The organism is Natronosalvus vescus, assembly GCF_023973145.1.
Lineage (GTDB): Archaea > Halobacteriota > Halobacteria > Halobacteriales > Natrialbaceae > Natronosalvus > Natronosalvus vescus.
This window is the reverse complement of record NZ_CP099546.1, coordinates 731088-749676: the sequence shown is the minus strand read 5'-3', so window position 1 is coordinate 749676 and position 18589 is coordinate 731088. Positions and strand designations below refer to the sequence as shown.

Sequence of the window (18589 nt, the reverse complement as noted above, 5' to 3'; positions counted from 1 at the left end):
CGTGGGCCTCGCCGGGACGGAAACACCCTTGGAACTGGACTCGGAAACGAGCGCTCATGAGTCTCGAGGAGTCGCCCACCGAAACGGACGGGGCAGACCCGTTCGACGCCTGGCGGCAATTTTTCGCGCTCGAGCGGGACGTTATCGTCCTCTCGCTGGCGATGTTCGCGTTCAGTCTCGGTTTCCAGATGACCAATCGCTACATGGCCGAGTACATGGTAGCGCTGGGGGCGACCGGCATCGCCGTTGGCCTCTTCGGCACGTTCGGGAACGTAATCAGCGCCGTCTACCCGTATCCGGGCGGGGCGATCTCCGATCGCATCGGCTCGCGGTATGCCCTCACCGCGTTCGGCTTTCTCGCGACGGTCGGCTTCGGCATCTGGCTCGCCGCCCCGCTCCTCTCGGGAATCGCGGTCGGTCCGGTCGAGCTCTCGATCGTCGCCATCTTCGTTGGCCTCGTCTTCGCTCAAGCCTGGAAATCGTTCGGGCTCGGGGCGACCTACGCCATCGTCAAACAGGCCGTCCCGCCGGCACAGCTGGCTGCCGGCTTCGCGAGCACCGAGAGCTTCCGGCGCACCGCCTTCCTCGTCGGCCCGCTGATCGCCGCCATCATCTTCGCGCCGTTCACCGGCGCCGCCGACGACGTCGTGCTCGCCTTCCAGCTCATCCTCGTCGTCGCCATCGTCTTCGGTGTCCTCGGCACGCTCGTCCAGCACCAGCTGTACGACTCGAGCGAAGACTCCTTCGGCAAGGAGTTCGAGGGGGTCGCCCAGATCAAACGGGATCTTCGCGAGATGCCCGCAGAACTCCGTCCGCTGCTCGTCGGGGACACCCTCGTCCGCTTCGCGAACGGGATGGTCTACATCTTCTTCGTCCTCGTCGTCACCGACTTCCTCGCGGTCGGCCTCTCCCTCCCCGTCGCGCTCCCGCTCGTCGGCGATTCCCTCTCGCCGCCGGCGTTTTTCGGCCTGCTGTTGAGCCTCGAGATGGCCGTCGCGCTGCTCGTGATGATTCCAGCGGCCAAACTCGCCGAACGCGTGGGGCTTAAACCGATCGTCGCGATGGGCTTTCTCGTCTACGCCGTCTTCCCGATCATGCTGATCTCGGTGCCCGAGGGCGGGATCGGCGCGCTCACCACTGCGGGCGTGCTCGCGCTGCTGTTCGCGTTCTCCGGCCTGCGCTTTGCGGGGCTACCAGCGCACAAGGCGCTGATCGTCGGCCCGGCCGAGATGGGCGCTGGCGGGCGCGTCACTGGCTCGTACTACCTGCTCCGGAACCTGATCGTCATCCCCAGCGCCGCCCTCGGCGGCGTTCTCTGGGAGGGCATCTCGAACCCGTTCACGGGCGAGGAACTCATCACGGGCGATCCCGTCCTGGCGTTCTCCATCGCCACGGTCATCGGCCTCCTCGGGACGGCGTACTTCCTCCTCTTCGGGAAGGAGTTCGAGGCCTATAAGTAGGGTTCCTGGGTGTTCGACTGATTCGAGTCCGCTGCTCGAGTCGTGGTCTACGGGGGATCCCTGTGTGTTGACCGACATTCAACGGTATTCAGATACTCGAACTCGGTTCAGCCATTCGAGTACCCACACTACGTCGCGGAACGTCCTCGCCGCGGCGTCCCGGCCGGCAGCGAGTGCACGATCACGTCCCGCGGGTGCTCACCGAAACGTTCGGTCGTCGAACGTGGTCTCTTCTTCTGGCTCGCTCGAGCCCGACAGCCGTGGCGTGAATCCGCCGGTGAGGATGACGGCGACGACGATCAGTGCCGAGGAGAGGACGACGAAGTCGGCGCTCGGGTCGTAACCGGCCAGGCTCGAGCCCGTCGAGACGACGAAAATCGTCACGAAGAAGACGACGGTCGAGAGGACGACCATGACGACGATTCCGGCGACGATGATCAACAGCGACGACAGCACCGAGCGAAGGGACGGCATAGTTGCGTGTACGTTTTCGTGACTGTCACGTCAGTATTTCGTTCGCGGCGATGGCGGACGTGGATCGTGCTCGAGTACCGATTCGCTCGAACTACCGGCCCAGATCCGCGTGCGCACTCGCGAGATGGCGCGAGGCCAGCGCCGCCAGCAGGGAGAGTTCGCCCGCGAGCGCGCCCACCGCGAACACCTCCGCGAGGGCGTCGGCGTTGCTGCCGGCGGGGTCGCCCCCGCCGCGCAGGCCCAGAATCTCGAGCGCCTCGGACTGGGTCGGGAGTTTCGTGCCGCCGCCGACGGTACCGACCTCGAGGGAGGCGAGGGAGACGGAGGCGTAGAGGTCGGCCGACCCCTCGTCCCCGTCGTTCGGCCGGGCGTCCATCGTCGTGATCGTGTTCGCCCCCTCCACGACCTGGGCTTCGTCCTGCCCCGTCGCGAGGAAGGCCGCGCCGATGACGTTGGCCGCGTGGGCGTTGAACCCCAGGCTGCCCGCCTTGGCGCTTCCTATGAGGTTCTTCCGGGTGTTGGCCTCCGCGATGGCGTCGGCGGTGGTGTGGAGGCGCTCTTCGACGACCTCGCCGGGGATGACGACGTCGGCGGTGACCGATCGGCCCCGACCCTCGACGGCGTTGATCGCCGCCGGTTTCTTGTCCGAACAGAGGTTGCCCGAGAGGGCGACCAGCGAGGCGGGCGTGTGCTCCTCGACGACCGCACACGCTTCGCCGGTAGCGATCGTGGCCATGTTCATCCCCATCGCGTCCTTCGTGTCGTAGGCGAACCGCAGAAAGACCGAATCGCCGACGACGTACGGTTCGACGTCGAGCAACTTCCCGTGGCTCGTCGTCGACTCCGCGGCCTCGCGCAGGGCCTCGAGGTTCTCGCCCACCCACTCGACGGTTTCGGCGGCTTCGACGACGCCGTCGACCCGGAAGACGGGGGCTCGAGTCATCCCGTTTTTCGTCACGCGGGCGCTCGCACCGCCGGCCGATTCGATCACCGACAGCCCCCGGTTGACGGAGGCCAGCAGGGCTCCTTCGGTCGTCGCCAGGGGGAGGTGATACTGCCCGCTCGCGGCCCCGCCGTTAACGGTCACCGGGCCGACGACGCCCATCGGTACCTGGGCCGCGCCGATCATGTTCTCGATGGCCGAGTCGGCCACTTCGGCGTCGAAGGCGTAGTCGCCGACCGTCTCGAGATCGACGCCGGTGTCGGTCTCGAGCAGGTGCCGACGGGCCGCCGCGGCGGTGTCGTGGTCGGCGTGTTCCTCGAGTTCGTGCAGTCGCAACTCCCCCGACCGGACGCGGTCGGCGAGGGTTTCGGCGTTGGTCATACCTACGACGAGAGGCGCATGGATGCTAAGCGTTGTTGATCCGTACGGCGAGCTCCGATCCAGTGTCCACCGACGGCTGGGCCTGTCAAAGACGTGTAACCGGCCGGAACGGGACAGTCCCGTCGGTGATTCTCGAGGAGACAACGTTATCTCCGCGCCGTACCTGAAACGGGGTGAGCATATCGGTCGGTGCTCGCCGTATCATGACCCAACAACCCTCCCCCGATACTAGCGCCATCGAGCGTTTCGAACACGAGCTGACGGAGCTTATCGCGACCGCATTCGGCAGCGGTACAATTGTCGAAGGCGAGTGGCAGCTCACATCTCCCGTTTCTGCCGCCCCCGCCTGGACGGTGACGATCGAAAAAATAGAGACCGACGACGAATCGGCCTACAAACCGGAATTCCTCGAGGAATGACCGGTAACGTCCCTGAACCATTTTCTTTCTAGATATGACCCACACAACAAAGGTTATGTGGATGCGCGCGACACCTCGATACGTACTCTGCTGAAGTTGGCGACGAGACTGGTCGGTGCGAGAGCGTAGGTACGGTACAGAGCCACTATGAAGCCACAAACCAAGCATCCGCAGAACACAGCACCTGCGACCGTCGAGATCACCCCCACCCACCTGTTCGGGGCCTTTGCGGAGGAACGACGCCAGTTTACGCTCTCGTATCTCGCACAGAAGCCGGCGGCAATCCACATCGGCGATCTCGGCGAATACATCGCCCTGAAAGAGGACACCCCGTCCTTCGACTGGTACCAGCGCATCCTCGTCGATTTACATCACCGGCACCTGCCGTACCTGTGTGATTTCGGCCTCGTTCGATACGACGAGGAAACCGAACTCGTCTCGCTTGCGATCGACCGACACGTGATCGACCCGTACCTGAAACTCGCCGAACAGGGCGAGTAGCGCTTTTACCCACGCGTTCATTTGACCGCCCTTCTGCGTCGCCGAGAACGCCACTACTCGAGAGACATCGATCTGCGGACTCGAGTGAGACCGGGAAAGGCATACAGAGCGAGACGGGAAATACTGAGAGAAGAATCCGGAGCGAGCCGTCCACGACGGTCAAAACGTCAACGGCGTCGCCGCTTCCCACCGCGGTAAAAACTCCTCGTGGACGTCCGCGGCGAACTCCGGATCCTTCAGATCGATCATCCCGAAGGCCTCGCCCGATCCCAGCGGGTTCGGTACCTGGATGACGACCTCGACGTCGTCGATCACGTTGAACGAGCCGGTCACGTCGTCGTTCGTCCGCACGTCGAAATCCGATCGTTCCTGCAACGCTTCCTGATAGCGCCGGCCCACCCTCGGCGAGAGTGCATTCACCAGACTGCGGCTCATAAGGACGTTCACCGACACGCCGCGGTCGAGCGCCGCCTCGAGCGTCGCCAGCACGTCGTCGCCGACCGTTCGGATGTCGATCTGCGGCGAGGGGTCGGCCGCCACCATCACGATGTTCCGGTCGGCGGCAGCGAGGCGCTCGAGCAACAGGTCGATCGTCTCATCGGGGCCGACGGCGGCCGTCCAGAACTGCTCTTCGACCGGCTCGGCCGCGTCGAGTTCCGCAGCCAGGTCGTCGACGATGGACTCGTACTGATCTGCTTTCTCCTCGAGTTCGCGTTTTTTGTCGTCCAGCAGCCGGTCGAGCGCCGTCGCGGGCTCGACGGCGACGTACTTTTTGGGTCGGCTGGCGGTCTGACTACGCACCAGATTGTACTGTTCGATGCTGTTGAGCACGTCGTAAATGCGCCCCATCGGGACGTCGCTCGCGCGGGACAACTCTTTTGCGGTTGTGGGGCCGGTGTTGAGCAGTGCCCGGTACGCCCGTGCTTCGTACTCAGAGAGTCCGAGATCCCGTAACGTGGCCATATCCCTACCACGGTAATCCACAAGTATAAACGCTTGGGTAGTTTGATCGCTCGGCGAGTTCCCTCGAGGCGCCCAGATTACGCCGACAGCAACGTTGCAAGCTGCTCGCTCAACTCGGCGGGCGTTGTCACAGGTGCGGTCGATCGATCCCCCATAGTGGCGACCGCCTCGCCATCCTGGACGTCGGAAGCGTCTGGGACGACGACTTTCTCGTGATCGGCGATCCGGCAGGCCGCCCGGTGGAGATCGGAGCCGGCAGGCGATCCGACGCGGATCACTAGCGTTCCCTCAAGCACGCGCGTCGTCACGCTCGCATACCGGGCGACCTGGACGTTGAACCGATCGCTCGCGCCGGCGAACGCCTCGAGGGTTTCGCGAGCGATCGTCTCGTATCGATCGTCGCCCGTGATGGCCGCCAGATCGAGGAGCGCGTCGGCCAGTTCGACGTTCGTGTTCAGCGGCCGTAGCGGACGCTCGAGCAGACCCGCACCGTCGGCCGGCCCGTCGACGAACGAGTCCCCGTCGCGAAGCCGATCGACGGTCGCCTCCGCGACGGCTACCGCCTCCTCGACCGTCCCCTCGCCGAGAACAGCTCGAGCGGTCGTCAGCGCCTGGAGCACGCGCGCCTGGTCGGCGAGGAGGCCGCGTTCGATCACATTATCGGGTTCCGTGTTCGTGTCCGTCTCATCAGCACCCTCGCCCCGTGGGGTTCGGTGGTGCACGACGACGCCGTTCTCGAGCAGTTCCTCCCGAAGTGTGGTCAGGGCACGCTCGGCGTATCGACGCACGCGTTCGTCGTCGGTGTAGGCGTGGTAGGTACAGAGCGCGTCGACGGCCAGTGCGTTCGCGCCCGCGAAAACAGTCCCGTCCACTGGCGGTTCCGCGGTGGCCTCCCGGTCGCTGGCCTCGAGGGTGTATGCCGCTGGATCGCCTGGCGCCTGACTGCCGGCGAACGCGCCTCGGGTACCGGTCGTCTCCTCCTCAGCAGCTCCGTCAGCATCAGTCGTATCGCCAGTCGTCCAGAGCGTCGTCGTCAGGTACTCGATCGTTCGCTCGGCCGGCTGGCGGTAGGTGTCGGCTCCCGTGTAGAGGTAGGCGTTCGCGAACGCCCGCACGAGCGCTGCGTTCGAATCGAGCAGCTTCTCGTGCTGGATCCCCGACCAGTTTCGCTCGGTGGCAAACCGATAGAACCCGCCCTCGTGTTCGTCGAGCAGGTTCGCCGAGACGGCGTCGAACGATCGTAACGCCATCTCCCGGTCGCGCTTGAGCGCGAACTCGAGGGCGTCCGGCAGCGGGAACTTCGGCTGCTCACCCCACCCGCCGGCAACCTCGTCGTAGCTGTCGGTGAGCTGGCCGAGCATCTGTCGTTCGACGTCGGCCGTCAGCGACCCCGACGGCGTCTCGGTGTCCCGGAGCGGACGCGGAATCGTTCCCGCGTCGGCTCCCTTCTCCTGCCACATGGTGCGAACGCTCTCGAGCACCTGTCGCAATCCATCCTGTCCCAGATAGCCGGCGCCAGTCAACAGCGAGCCGTCCGGAGCGAGAAAGACCGTCGACGGAAAGCCGCCCATGTTGTACCGGTCGCGCACGCGTGGCTGGCGATCCACGTCGACGCGAACCGGGACGAACCCATCGTTGACGTTCGCCGCCAGCGTCGGGACGGCGTACGTTTCGGCATCCATCTCGTGGCAGTGATCGCACCAGGTCGCCGTGAGCGAGAGCAAGACCGGGACATCGCGCTCGGCTGCCTCGTCGAACGCCGTTGTCCCCCACTCGCGCCACTCGACCCGCGTGACGTCTTCCATACCCGATCGGTGGGCTGTCGGTGGGGTAAGCCCTTCGTTCGGGACTTTCAGTACGCACCTGTGGTTCGCGCTCGGGACTCGAGGACGATCGAGGAACCAGCCAGCCTGCAGAGAGAGTAAAGGGTTTTCACCCTCGGGCAGCTATCTCGAGTAATGCTTCGGTGGATCCTCGCGTTGTTGTTCATCCCGTTTCTCGACGCGGTGTTGCTCGCCATCGTCGTCTCCCAGTACGACGTGCTAGGGTGGGTCGGGATGGTCGCACTGGTCGTCCTGACCGGCCTCATCGGGATGTTACTCGTACGGGCCGAAGGCCGCAGAACGCTCCGGAAGACACAACAGTCGCTGGCAGCGGGGAAGCCACCGACGAACCAGCTCCTCGACGGTGGATTGTTGATCGCCGCTGGCGCGTTCCTGCTGACGCCGGGGCTGGTAACGGACGCCATCGGCTTCCTGCTCGTACTCCCGCCGACGCGGATTCCCATCCGGATGGCGCTCAAGCGGTTCATCATCGTCCCCTACCTCGACAAACAGACCGACGGCCTCGCCAGCGGCGTCGTCTGGACGAGCGGCTTCCCGGACGACTCGAGCGGAGACGGGGGATCCGCCCGCGCCTCGTGGGCCGGCGGCACCTCGAGTTCCGCCGGTGGTTTTACGGTGGGAACCGCTCGAGGGGAGCACAGCGACGGATCCGACGACACCGTCGACCTCGGCGAAGACGCCTACACGGTCGATACCGGGCACGAAGAGACCAGGGATACACGGTTCGATCTCGAGGACGATGAGGACGACCGTGACGACACCGGCGACGCCACCGCTCGCTAGCGGTTCTCACGGGTCTGCAAGAAAGAAACGTTTAAACGTCCCTCCACGCAACTGCCTATTGCGAAGCGGGCCAATAGCTCAATCAGGTTGAGCGCCACTCTGATAAGGTGGAGGCTCTCGGTTCAAATCCGAGTTGGCCCATATTCTCGCCGAGAGCAACCCTGCGAGCCACTACTACGGTTCCATCCCGAGTGTCGATGACTCGAACCAGAGCGCTTCTATCAGTGTCAGCACCCGTGACGATACCCGCAGACAACCAGTAGGGTCTGGCATTATGACCGTCGTCGGTGAAGGACAGTTGGAACGATGCCAATCGAAAATCTCGCACGGAGCGATGTCATCACGGCGTCCGTAGACGAACCGGCCAGCGAACTCGCGACGATGATGGACGACGAGGACATCGGCAGCGTCGTGATCACCGACGGCAACGAGCCCGTTGGCATCGTCACGGATCGCGACCTGGCGGTGCGAGTCGTCGCCGCGGGTGACGACCCGACGGAAGTAACCGCCGAAGCCGTCATGTCGACGGATCTGTGTACGATAGACCAGGGTGACGGCTTTTACCAGGCAACCGAACTGATGAGCGAACACGGCATTCGTCGACTTCCCGTCGTGGATTCTGACGGTGAACTGACCGGGATCATCACGAGTGACGACCTGAACGAACTGCTCGCCGACGAACACCAGCAACTCGCCGGCGTCATCCAGGCACAGCGCCCCTCCTACTGACCACGCACCGTCGGCGACGCTCGAGTTGCGATCTCGCTACACGTGCTCCTCGAGGAAGGCGGCGATCCGTTCGAACTGCTCGACCCGGTTCTCGAGTTTAGTTGTGTGGTGGCCCTCGTCCTCGAAGAGACACGTTTCGACGGGGATACCCTGTTCTGCGACGGCGTCAGCGATCTGTCGTGCTTCGCCCACCGGCACACGGGGGTCGTTCACGCCGTGTTGGACGAACAGCGGGCACTCGATGCGGTCGACCTTGTGAATGGGACTGATCGACTCGAGGAACGCCCGGTCGTCCTCGAGCGAGCCGTACTCGGCCTCGCGGTGAGAGCGCCGGTAGTCGCCGGTGTTCTCGAGGAACGTGATCCAGTCGGCGATGCCGACGAAGTCGACGGCGGCCGCCCACAGGTCGGGGTACTCGGTGATGCACGCGAGCACCATGAACCCGCCGTAGGAGCGCCCGTAGCAGACGATCGAGTCGCCGTCGATCGCCGGATGATCGCGGAGCCACTCGACGCCAGCCGCGACGTCGCGAACCGAATCCATGCGCTTTTCCACGTCGTCGAGTGCGGCGTACTCGCGGCCGTAGCCTGAGGAGCCCCGAACGTTCGGTTCGAAGAGGGCGAAACCGGAATCGAGGAAGTACTGTCTGATGGGACGATTCCGCCAGGACGGGCGGCGCTGGGAGTGGGGGCCGCCGTGGATGTCGACGATCACCGGCGTCTCCCCTGACTCGCCCTTGGCGTCATCGGGGAGGGTGAAGAACGCCGGAATCTCCCGGTCGTCGAACGTCTCGTAGCGGATCAGGTCGGGCGTGTGGTATCGCTCGAGCGGGATTCCGCCGGCGGAGGGAACCGTCCAGCGCTCAGCCTCTGGCGTGTTTCCCTCAGGCGCGTTCCCCTCGAGGATATTCCGTTCGGTCGCGTTCCCCACCAGCGCATCAGCCAGGTCGACGAGGTAAATGGAGTAGTTCAGATCGGTCGCGGAAACGGTCATCGCCAACCGATCACCCCCGGAACCGATCGTCAGGTCGGACGCGACGCCCTCAGGGATCTCAACCTCGGTGGTGGCGACCGCCGCAGGGGACACCAGCCGACCCGCCTGTACCTCGGCGTAGCCGTCCACGTTTCGCGCGAAGGCGAGTCGCCCGGTGGCGGCGTCGAAGGCGAACTCGTCGACGCTCCACTCGCCCCCGTCGAACACCGTCTCGACGTCGAGTGACTCGACGTCGATCCGAACGAGTTCCATCGTGTCGGCGTTCGCGTCGCTCACGCAGTAGACCGCGGATCCGTCGGGGCCGAACGTCGGATGGCCGTAGCGCACGTGCCCCTCGTGGGGCGTGACGTGTCGACCCTCACCGGTCGCGACGTCGACAACGAAGAGGTCGTCGTCGGAGCTCGCGTGAGCTTTGCCGACGAGCAGACGGTCGCCATCCGGGCTCCAGTCTGCGACGTGGATCCGTCCCTCGCCTTCGTACACGAGTGTCGGATCGTTCTCGACACCGGTTATCGCTCGATTGTGAGCCTCATCGGTTGTCGGCCGATCGTCGACTGCCATCACGTACACGTCGAAGTGCGCGGCGTCGCGACGGTTGGCGGTGAAGGCGATCCGATTGCCCTCGGGGCTCCAACCGCCCCACGAGTGGATCGCATCCGGTCGATCCGTCAACTGCTCGATCGTCCCGTCGTCGGGATCGAGCCGGAACAGCTGGTCGTGCTCGTCTGCGCCGGTGTCCTTCCCGAACGCGATCGCGTCGCCCGTGGGCGACCACGAGACGAACGACACGCGCTCGTCGTAGAACGTCCGCTGGGTCGGCCACCCCTGTGGCTCCTCGAGGATCCAGATTTGCATCGTCCCCGTCGTGTCCGTGCGGAACGCTAACCGACCGTCCGACGTGATCGACGGCCCCCTCGTCCCGCGAGCGCTCAGATAGGGTCGAACATCCCGTACCATGGTACGGTTCCCAACCTGCACTCGTTTGAACCTGTGGGTCTCGGAAGATCGGAAGATGGCGAACTGACCGCCGAAGTCAGTCGTCGGCCTCGAGCGCCTGGTGTTCCTCCTCGCTCGTCTGAGACTCCCAGAGGGAGGCGTACGTTCCCGACGCGTCCACCAGTTCCTCGTGGGTGCCGACCTCGATGATCTCCCCGTCCTCCATGACGACGATGCGATCGGCGTCCTGGATCGTCGACAGCCGGTGGGCGATGACGAACGCCGTCCGATCGGCGGTGAGTTCGTCCAGGTTCCGCTGGATGAGCGACTCGGTCTCGGTGTCGACGTCGCTCGTCGCCTCGTCCAGCACGATCACGTCCGGATCGTTGAGGATCGTCCGGGCGATGGAGACGCGCTGACGTTGCCCACCCGAGAGTTTGACGCCACGTTCGCCGACCATCGTGTCGTAACCCTCGGGGAGCTCCTCGATGAACCGGTGGGCACCGGCTGCCTTCGCGGCCGTTCGAATCCGTTCGTCGACACCCGCCGGAACCTCGTCTTCGGCCTCGAGAACCGTCTGGAACGCCTCGTCGTCCCCGTAGGCGACGTTCTCCCGAATCGTACCCGAGAACATGTACGGATCCTGTTCGACGACCCCGATCCGATCCCTGAGTGTCTGAAGGTCGTACTCGCGGACGTCGTTCTCGTCGATCCGAACCGTTCCCGAGTCGACATCGTAAAACCGGGTCGGGAGTTTCAACAGCGTCGACTTGCCGGAGCCACTGGTGCCCGCGAAGCCGACCGTTTCACCCGCCTCGACCTCGAGGGACACGTCATCCAGGATTTGCTCGCCGTCGTCGGCGTAGCTGAAATCGACGCCGTCGAAGTCGACGTCGCCCTCGAGGGTGTCGGGGCTGTGTGCGTTCGACGGCGACTGGATGTCGGCGTCGGTCGCCAGAATGCCGAAGACTCGCTCGGCGCTGGATTTTGCCTTCTGGTAGTTGTTCGCAGTCTTGCCGATGCGAGTCATCGGCCCGTCGAGTTCCCGGAGGTACATGAAGAAAACGACGAACGTCCCGGCCGTGAGCCCACCCGCGGTGATCGCCGAGCGACCGCCGAGGACGAGGATGGCGACGAACATCGCCCCGACGATGAGGCGAAGCGAGGCGAAAAACGCCTTTCGCACTGTGATGGCGCTGATCTGTTCGTCACGGTAGCCCTCGCTCTGAACTTCGACGCGCCGATTCTCCACGTCGTAGCGGTCGAAGGACTTCACGATGGCCGCCCCGCCCAGATTGTTCGCGAGTCGGGTGTTCAACCGTGCAACGAGTTCGCGGATCCGCTTGTACTTTGGCTCGATCCAGATGATGAACTTGGTCGTGATGAGCGCGATGATCGGCACCGGAAGTAATACCAGCACGCCCAGCCAGGGGGCCGTGTAGAGCATGTAGCCGCCGACCAGCGCGAAGATCAACACCGCCTCGGTGATCTGACGGAGTTCGTTGTTGAAGAACTCCTCGAGTCGGTTGACGTCGCTGTTCAGGATCGCCATCATCCCGCCGGTCTGGTGGTTGTTGAAGAAGTCGAGCGAGAGCCGCTGCATGTGGTCGTAGGTGTCCAGTCGCAGGTCGTGCTGGATGCGCTGGGCGGTCGTCTGGAAGAAGTAGCGCGCCCCGAAGTGTGTGATCGACTGGATCCCGTAGGCGGCGATGGTGAGTCCGCCCAGGTAGTAGAGCAGGCTCAGTCGATCGCCAACCTGTTCTTCCGGTACCGGTTCGGCGGGGATGATCCCCGCGGCGGCCAGCAGGCTGTCGCCGCTCCCCGAGGCGGTGATCACGAGGTCGATCGCCGCCGCGATCATCAAAGCCGGAAACAGCCGTGCCGCACGGTTGATCATCGTCGAGAGGAAGCCGACGGTCAGCGGGAGCCAGTAGGGCGTGACGTAGTCGACCAGCTTCCACATCGGATCGCCGTCGACCTCGTCGCGGATGTCCTCGAAGCTGCCGTGTGGATCGGATCCGTCCATGGCACAACGGATTCGGCGTTCACGACTGCCACGGAAAAAGGTCAGACTTTCGGAAACCTTCGCCCCCTCTCACTCGAGTGAACCCTCACCGTTCCTGGTCGCTCGCGTATCGGTGAGGGTTCCGGTCACCAACGGTCTCGACGAATTGGACGAACGATCGGGCCAGTCCCCGAAGGGGGCGGGACTCGAGTAACCGTCGGACATTCCGGGTTCCAGAACGCAGCACGATCTAGCCTCGAGCGCTCACGCCACCAAAAACGGCACGATGGTCGCAACCGTCCCGGTGGCGATAAGTACCAGGCTCGCGGCCCCCACCGGCTTGATCAGCGATCGGTCGACGGTCGCCGCAAACCCGATTTTGACGAGAATACTCGCGGAGGTGGCGACGACGACGCCCAGCGCGGCGTCGGTGACCGACAGCTGCCCGGAGCCGACGAGAACGACTGCCGTCGTCGCGACGGAGCCACTCGAGATCAGCCCGCTAAAGAAGGCAGTGACGAAGAAGCCGGTGGAGCCAAACGTCGCCTGGGCGGCCGCAGAGAGCACGAGGACGAACAGAAAGAGCGTGCCGAATTTGAGGGCGCTCTGGAGGCTGAATGGGGAGTCGAGTTCGGCCGTGAACTCCACGTCCCAGTTACCCTGGACGATCGAGAGGGCGATTCCAGCGATCGTGATCGCGAGCAACGGTGCCCCGATGACGAGGGCCAGTTCCGGGAGGAAAAAGAGGATGATGAGGGTGTTGCGAAATGCCATCGCAGCGTCGGCGAGCAGGATGCCGCTGACGGCGAGCCCGGCGAACGTTTCGTTTCGGCGCGACCGGGTCGCGATTTCGCCGACGACGGCCGTCGAGTTGACGAGGCCGCCGACGAACCCGCTGACGCCGATGCCTCGAGTCCCGTACTTCTGGATGATGATGTAGTTGACGAAGCCGATGGCGCTCATCGCGATGACGAGCAGCCAGACGACCCGCGGATTGATCGCGTTCCAGGGCCCGAGCTGTTCGTCGGGGAGTAGCGGGTACACCACGAACGCCAGAATGGCGAGTTCGCTGGCGCTTCGAACCTCCTCCTTCGAGAGATCCTGAGCGAATCCGTGGAGTTCCCGGCGCAGTACCAACAGCATCGACGACAACAGGGCGACGATGACACCCTCGATGAAGTGGCCGGAGGCGACGAGGATGCCGACGCCAAAGGCGACGATCATGCTGATCGATGTCGTCAACGAGAGACCGGATTCGTCCCGATAGACGCCGCGAATCCCGAGTAATATTCCCTGGGCGAGGACGAGGACTCCGGCGATGATCAACAGTGCAGGCGTCTCGAGTATCGTGAACACCGCTCCGGCGAGCGTGATCAGCGCGAACGTTCGAATACCGGCGTCCTTCTCGGACCACTCGCGCTCGAGACCGAGAAACATGCCCAGGGCAACGGCCACGAGGAGTTTCAGGACGTTCGGCGGAAGCCAGGAGATCCAGGGTTCAGAGAGCATGGGCTGGCGTTACGACCGTCCATGGAAAGACGACGGCACGTCTTCGGTGAACTGAATGGCAGTTCCAGGTGGTGACTCGTGGAGGGGATGTACCTGCCCGATAAATCCTTCTTCACGGCGGATACGGTACGTGGTTGGTTGATCCATGCATCCACCACAGTTGCAGAGACGTCATTAATTAATTTGAATATCAGAGACACGTACGATACTGAAAAAATAGCCACACATACTGTAACATAGTGATATATAGCCCTAAATATCGCACATAGCCATTACAGCAAGGGATTTGTCGACAATGAAGCCGATTGCGAGGGAAATCGTCGATTCCTATTGATCTCGCACCGAAACTACGTATCACGAATCGGAAACCACTCGATCCGTTTGGGCGGTCGTCGAATCTACCGAACACCATCCAATCGATGGTGTTTCAAATGCTCTAGTCTCGAACGAATCCCAGATTTGTGAGTCTCAAAGCGGGCCCGTTGACCAGCACGGCCAGTTCACTCGAGCCCCTGACACAGTTGCTTTGCAACTCGAGCCCCCGTCGTTCGCTCGAGACGTAGTCGCTCGAAAATCTCGTGCGTCCGTCGAGCGGCTTCCGTGTCCCGCTCGAATGTGAGTACTGGGTACGTTACATCGGTGAGCACCAGCGGCTCCGGCGGGGCGGGCGCAATCCCCTCGTGGCCGGGAAGTGGCTCCGGGTCGAGCACTCGATCGATCTTCGCGAGGGGTTCCGCCCCGGTGGCGACCGCGTGAACCAGTGCGACCAGTCGTCGAACGAGTTCGCGGGCGAATCCGGGTGCACTGACCGTGATCTCGAGAAACGAACCGTCGCGTTCGGCCTCGAGCGTGAGCGTGCGCCGGGTTCCCTCGTCGTCAGGCGTCAGGTTCGCGACGTCGTGAGTGCCCGAGAGCGCCTCGAGGGCGGCGTGGACACGGTCGTCGTCAACGGGTCGTGCGCCCGCGACCGCCGACGGTGGCGAATCCCGGTCTCGAGGCGCGTAGAGGTGGTAGGAGTACGTCCGGCGTGTTGCGTGGTGGGTCGCGTGAAAGTCCGCCGGGGCCTCAGCGCTGGCCCATGCCCGTATATCGGCCGAGAGTGCCGAGTTGAACGCACGGGGGGAGAGCCAGTCGGGCGCCTCGAACGCGATCGTCTGGGCGAGCGCGGAGACACCGGCGTCAGTTCGGCCTGCGGCGGCGTACCCCGCCGGTTTCCTGGCGTCAGTGGCCAGCACATCGAGATTTCGCAGAGCGTCGAACACCTTGTCCTCGACGGTCGGAACGTTGGGCTGACGCTGAAAGCCGAAGTAGTCCGTCCCGTCGTAGGCGAGGCGATAGGCCCGCATTACGTGGGAGGTGACGCCGTTCAGTGTTGAATTCGTCGGTCTCGAGGCCGTACCTCGACGAATGTAGGCCCTGCATACGCCGGCCCGATGGCCTTCCCCGCATGTGGTGGAAGGGATGGTATGTCTGCGGGCGAGTCCAACGGACGTGATGTACAGACCCATCAAACGGCCCCGAACGTCGTGTTCGTCGTCCTCGATACGGCCCGAAAGGCGAGCGTCTCACGGGAGACGATGCCGACGCTCGCTCGGCTCGGCGAGGCGGGCACGACGTTCGAACGCGCGTTCGCGACCGCCCCCTGGACGGTGCCATCACACGCGGCCATGTTCACGGGCACGTACACCGCCGAACACGGTACCCACGGCGGCCACACCTACCTCGACTCGAGCCTGCGGACGTTGCCGGAAGCGTTTCTGGACGCCGGGTACGAAACGGTCGGTGTCACGAACAACACCTGGATCACCGACGAGTTCGGCTTCGACCGGGGCTTCGACGACCTCCGACGGGGCTGGCAGTACATTCAGTCGGACGTCGACATGGGAACCGTCGTCCGGGGTGAGGATCTCCGGGAAAAACTCGAGGCCACGCGGGGTCGACTGTTCGACGGCAATCCGCTGATCAACCTGGCGAACGTCCTCTACAGCGAGGTGCTCCAGCCGACCGGAGACGATGGGGCCGACCGTTCGACGGACTGGATGGTCGACTGGCTCCACAAGCGGTCGGACGACCGTCCGTTTTTTCTGTTCTGTAACTACATCGAACCCCACATTGCGTACGACCCGCCCAGCGAGTTCGCCGAGCACTTTCTCCCCGACGACTGGGACGTCGAGGAGGCGATGGCGATCAGACAGGATCCGCGCGCGTTCGACTGCGAAGACTACGAGTTGACGGAGTCAGAGTTTGCGGCCCTTCACGGGCTCTACCGCGCCGAACTCGCCTACGTCGACAGCCAGCTCGCCCGCCTCAGTTCCGGGCTCGAAAACGCCGGTCTCTGGGAGGACACGTTGCTGGTCGTCTGCGGGGATCACGGCGAAAACATCGGCGATCACGGGTTTTTCGGTCACCAGTACAACCTCTACGATACCGTGTTGCACGTCCCCCTCCTGATCCACGGCGGGCCGTTCACCGGCGGGGGAACGCGCACGGATCTGGTGCAGTTGCTCGACCTTCCGAACACGCTGCTCGAGGCCGTCGGGATCGACGATCCAGCATTCGAGTCCCAGAGTGACGGCCGGTCACTGGTGACGGCCGATCGGAGCCAGCGAGAACGAAAACGAGAACGCGAGGCCGTCTACGCCGAGTACGTCTCGCCACAGCCGTCGATCGAACGCCTCGAGGATCGGTTCGGAACGCTGCCGGAGCACGTGTACACCTACGATCGGCGGCTGCAGTCGATTCGCACCGACCGCTACAAGTACGTCCGCGGCGACGGTGGTTTCGAACGGTTACACGACCTCGAGCGCGATCCGACCGAAGCGACGAATATCGCCACAAAGCGACCGGAGAAAGCCGACCGACTTCGACGCCAACTCGAGTCCCACTTCGATGGACTGGAGGGCGTCAACAGCCCAGCGACGGCCAAGTCCCCGCCCGAGATGCGGGAGGGAACGAAAGAGCGGCTGGCAGATCTCGGGTACCTCTGACAGGGGGTCGGGGTGCTCGCGGGGGTCACACAGGGACAAGACGAAAGCCCACGAGCACGAGTTCACTCGTGGATAGCTGACGAGAGCGTCTCTGGTACCCATTTCCGGTTTGGATCCTCGGTTTCGATCATCCAGTCGCGAAGGCGGTCGGCCATCGCCGCCCGCACGTCAGCGTAGTCGGGGTGGTCAATCAGGTTCTGCAGTTCTGCCGGATCGGCCTCGAGGTCGTACAGCTCGTTTCGATCCGGGCCGTTGTAGACGAACTTGTGTGAGCGAGTGCGAACCATCCGCTGGGAGTAGAGGCCGAACTCCTCGCCGTGGTACTGCGCGAAAATCGAGTCAGGCCAGGAGGCGGGGACGTTTCCCTCGAGGAGCGGGACGAGGCTACGGGCGTGAAACGACTCCGGGACGGCTTCTCCGGCGATCTCGAGAAACGTCGCCGCCAGGTCGTGGAGGTGGGCGGGTGCCTCACAGGTCGATCCCGCCTCGGTGACCCCGGGCCAACGTACCTGCAACGGGATGTGATAGGTGTCGTCGTACATCAGCGGCCCCTTGTTGAACTGGCGATGGGCGCCCGTGAAGTCGCCGTGATCGGACGCGTGGACGACGACCGTCGACTCCGCCAAACCGAGGCGCTCGAGCGTCTCGAGGATGCGTCCAAACTGGTCGTCGATGAGGGATACGAAGCCGAAGTACTTGGCGACGGCCTCGGCCCACATCTCCCAGTCGAACCCGTCGACGCCCCGGTAGTGCAGGAACTGCTCGTGGACGGCGGGTTTTCCCGCGTAGGTTTCGGCGTAGCTGGCCCACGGCTCGAGGTCGTCAGGGTCGTACATCGAGGCGTAGGGTTCGGGGACGACGTAGGGATGGTGGGGGCCGTAGAAGTCCGCCCGGTGGAAGAAGGGGGTCGAATGGGCTGCGTTCGAGGTGCCGTCGCGGTCGTTCGAGCCATCCCCGCGACCGTTCGAGGTGCCCCCACGGCCGTTCGCGTGAGCCTCGAGTGCCTCGATCGTTCGTTCAGCGAGAAAGTACGCCCGGGTGTCCTCGACCTCGATTGGCGTCGTCGCCGCGACGAGCGTCCCGGTATCCGGATCGCCGTGAGTGTATATCTCGTCCTCGAGTTCAGTCTCATCGATGGGCGTGCCCCGGGACTGACGGTAGTCCCGAAAGTCGGAGTCGATGTCGTCGTGGTGGACGTCGCTTCCGCCGAGGTACTCGAAGCCGAAATCGGCAGGCGTCTGGTCGCGGCCGACGTGCCACTTGCCGGTGTAGGTCAGGTCGTACCCCGCTTTGCGTAGCTGTTCGGAAAACGTTGGTAGATCCAGTGGGAGGTTCGGCTGAATGGCGTCCGCCTCGTGGGAGTTGTTCAACATCCCGTGAGCGTGGGGGAACAATCCGGTGAGCAACGAGGCACGGGCGCTCGTGCAGATGCTGATCGGGGTGAACGCCTGTGAGAAGCGCAGTCCCGCACTCGAAAAACGGTCGAACGCCGGCGTCTCGACAGGTGGTCCGTTCGGAGCCGTACAGTCGTAGCGTTCCTGGTCGGTCAGAACGAACAGGACGTTCGGCGGTGTGCTCGACATCGAGGGTCGTACACCGAGCAGGCAAAAAGGTCTGGTCGTCACGTGGGGTGTCGTCGAACGGGGGCGGTGAACGAGGACG

General features: G+C 64.0%; 15 protein-coding genes and 1 tRNA gene. 7 read left to right on the top strand and 9 right to left on the bottom strand.

What is annotated here, in order from left to right; all coding sequences use genetic code 11:
* The first annotated feature begins 56 nt into the window (after positions 1 to 56).
* Positions 57 to 1460 carry an MFS transporter gene (locus NGM68_RS03465; protein ID WP_252700256.1) on the top strand — a complete coding sequence of 468 codons (1404 nt, stop codon included), beginning with the start codon at positions 57 to 59 and terminating at the stop codon, positions 1458 to 1460.
* 198 nt (positions 1461 to 1658) lie between these two features.
* Here NGM68_RS03465 and NGM68_RS03460 read toward each other — a convergent pair whose 3' ends face one another.
* Both NGM68_RS03460 and hmgA read right to left on the bottom strand, forming a co-directional pair.
* On the bottom strand, positions 1659 to 1934 hold the full coding sequence (locus NGM68_RS03460) for a hypothetical protein (RefSeq protein ID WP_252700255.1): 276 nt from the start codon (positions 1932 to 1934) through the stop codon (positions 1659 to 1661).
* Between the two features lie 91 nt (positions 1935 to 2025).
* Positions 2026 to 3258, bottom strand: coding sequence for a hydroxymethylglutaryl-CoA reductase (NADPH) (gene hmgA, locus NGM68_RS03455; protein WP_252700254.1), 1233 nt, complete (start codon positions 3256 to 3258; stop codon positions 2026 to 2028).
* 203 nt (positions 3259 to 3461) lie between these two features.
* Here hmgA and NGM68_RS03450 point away from each other — a divergent pair, with 203 nt between their 5' ends.
* Together NGM68_RS03450 and NGM68_RS03445 are read left to right on the top strand one after the other, a co-directional pair.
* Positions 3462 to 3677, top strand: coding sequence for a hypothetical protein (locus NGM68_RS03450; RefSeq protein WP_252700253.1), 216 nt, complete (start codon positions 3462 to 3464; stop codon positions 3675 to 3677).
* A 147-nt stretch (positions 3678 to 3824) separates the two neighbouring features.
* The gene (locus NGM68_RS03445) at positions 3825 to 4178 is read left to right on the top strand and encodes a DUF7344 domain-containing protein (RefSeq protein WP_252700252.1); all 354 of its coding nucleotides are present in this window, start codon (positions 3825 to 3827) and stop codon (positions 4176 to 4178) included.
* Positions 4179 to 4337: 159 nt separating this feature from the next.
* On the opposite strand, the gene NGM68_RS03440 is transcribed toward NGM68_RS03445, so the two are convergent.
* On the bottom strand, positions 4338 to 5141 hold the full coding sequence (locus tag NGM68_RS03440) for a TrmB family transcriptional regulator (protein WP_252700251.1): 804 nt from the start codon (positions 5139 to 5141) through the stop codon (positions 4338 to 4340).
* Positions 5142 to 5218: 77 nt separating this feature from the next.
* On the bottom strand, positions 5219 to 6946 hold the full coding sequence (locus tag NGM68_RS03435) for a DUF255 domain-containing protein (RefSeq protein ID WP_252700250.1): 1728 nt from the start codon (positions 6944 to 6946) through the stop codon (positions 5219 to 5221).
* 153 nt (positions 6947 to 7099) lie between these two features.
* On the opposite strand from NGM68_RS03435, the gene NGM68_RS03430 reads away from it, so the two are divergent.
* The 3 genes from NGM68_RS03430 to NGM68_RS03420 all read left to right on the top strand — a co-directional run bounded on the left by NGM68_RS03430 (position 7100) and on the right by NGM68_RS03420 (position 8497).
* Positions 7100 to 7768: an FxsA family protein gene (locus NGM68_RS03430; protein ID WP_252700249.1), complete on the top strand. Its 669-nt coding sequence runs from the start codon at positions 7100 to 7102 to the stop codon at positions 7766 to 7768.
* 67 nt (positions 7769 to 7835) lie between these two features.
* Positions 7836 to 7909 (top strand) — tRNA-Ile (locus NGM68_RS03425).
* A 165-nt stretch (positions 7910 to 8074) separates the two neighbouring features.
* Positions 8075 to 8497 carry a CBS domain-containing protein gene (locus NGM68_RS03420; protein ID WP_252700248.1) on the top strand — a complete coding sequence of 141 codons (423 nt, stop codon included), beginning with the start codon at positions 8075 to 8077 and terminating at the stop codon, positions 8495 to 8497.
* A 36-nt stretch (positions 8498 to 8533) separates the two neighbouring features.
* On the opposite strand, the gene NGM68_RS03415 is transcribed toward NGM68_RS03420, so the two are convergent.
* From NGM68_RS03415 to truA, 4 genes are all read right to left on the bottom strand, one after another.
* Entirely contained in the window at positions 8534 to 10447 is a 1914-nt protein-coding gene (locus NGM68_RS03415; RefSeq protein WP_252700247.1) for a S9 family peptidase, read from the bottom strand.
* 76 nt (positions 10448 to 10523) lie between these two features.
* The gene (locus tag NGM68_RS03410; RefSeq protein WP_252700246.1) at positions 10524 to 12452 is read right to left on the bottom strand and encodes an ABC transporter ATP-binding protein; all 1929 of its coding nucleotides are present in this window, start codon (positions 12450 to 12452) and stop codon (positions 10524 to 10526) included.
* A 243-nt stretch (positions 12453 to 12695) separates the two neighbouring features.
* Positions 12696 to 13940: an MgtC/SapB family protein gene (locus NGM68_RS03405; RefSeq protein ID WP_252700245.1), complete on the bottom strand. Its 1245-nt coding sequence runs from the start codon at positions 13938 to 13940 to the stop codon at positions 12696 to 12698.
* A gap of 500 nt (positions 13941 to 14440) precedes the next feature.
* On the bottom strand, positions 14441 to 15286 hold the full coding sequence (gene truA, locus NGM68_RS03400) for a tRNA pseudouridine(38-40) synthase TruA (protein WP_252700244.1): 846 nt from the start codon (positions 15284 to 15286) through the stop codon (positions 14441 to 14443).
* Between the two features lie 120 nt (positions 15287 to 15406).
* Between truA and NGM68_RS03395 the strand changes: the two genes are divergently transcribed.
* The gene (locus NGM68_RS03395) at positions 15407 to 16927 is read left to right on the top strand and encodes a sulfatase family protein (RefSeq protein ID WP_252700243.1); all 1521 of its coding nucleotides are present in this window, start codon (positions 15407 to 15409) and stop codon (positions 16925 to 16927) included.
* 62 nt (positions 16928 to 16989) lie between these two features.
* On the opposite strand, the gene NGM68_RS03390 is transcribed toward NGM68_RS03395, so the two are convergent.
* On the bottom strand, positions 16990 to 18510 hold the full coding sequence (locus NGM68_RS03390) for a sulfatase family protein (protein WP_252700242.1): 1521 nt from the start codon (positions 18508 to 18510) through the stop codon (positions 16990 to 16992).
* Positions 18511 to 18589: the final 79 nt, after the last annotated feature.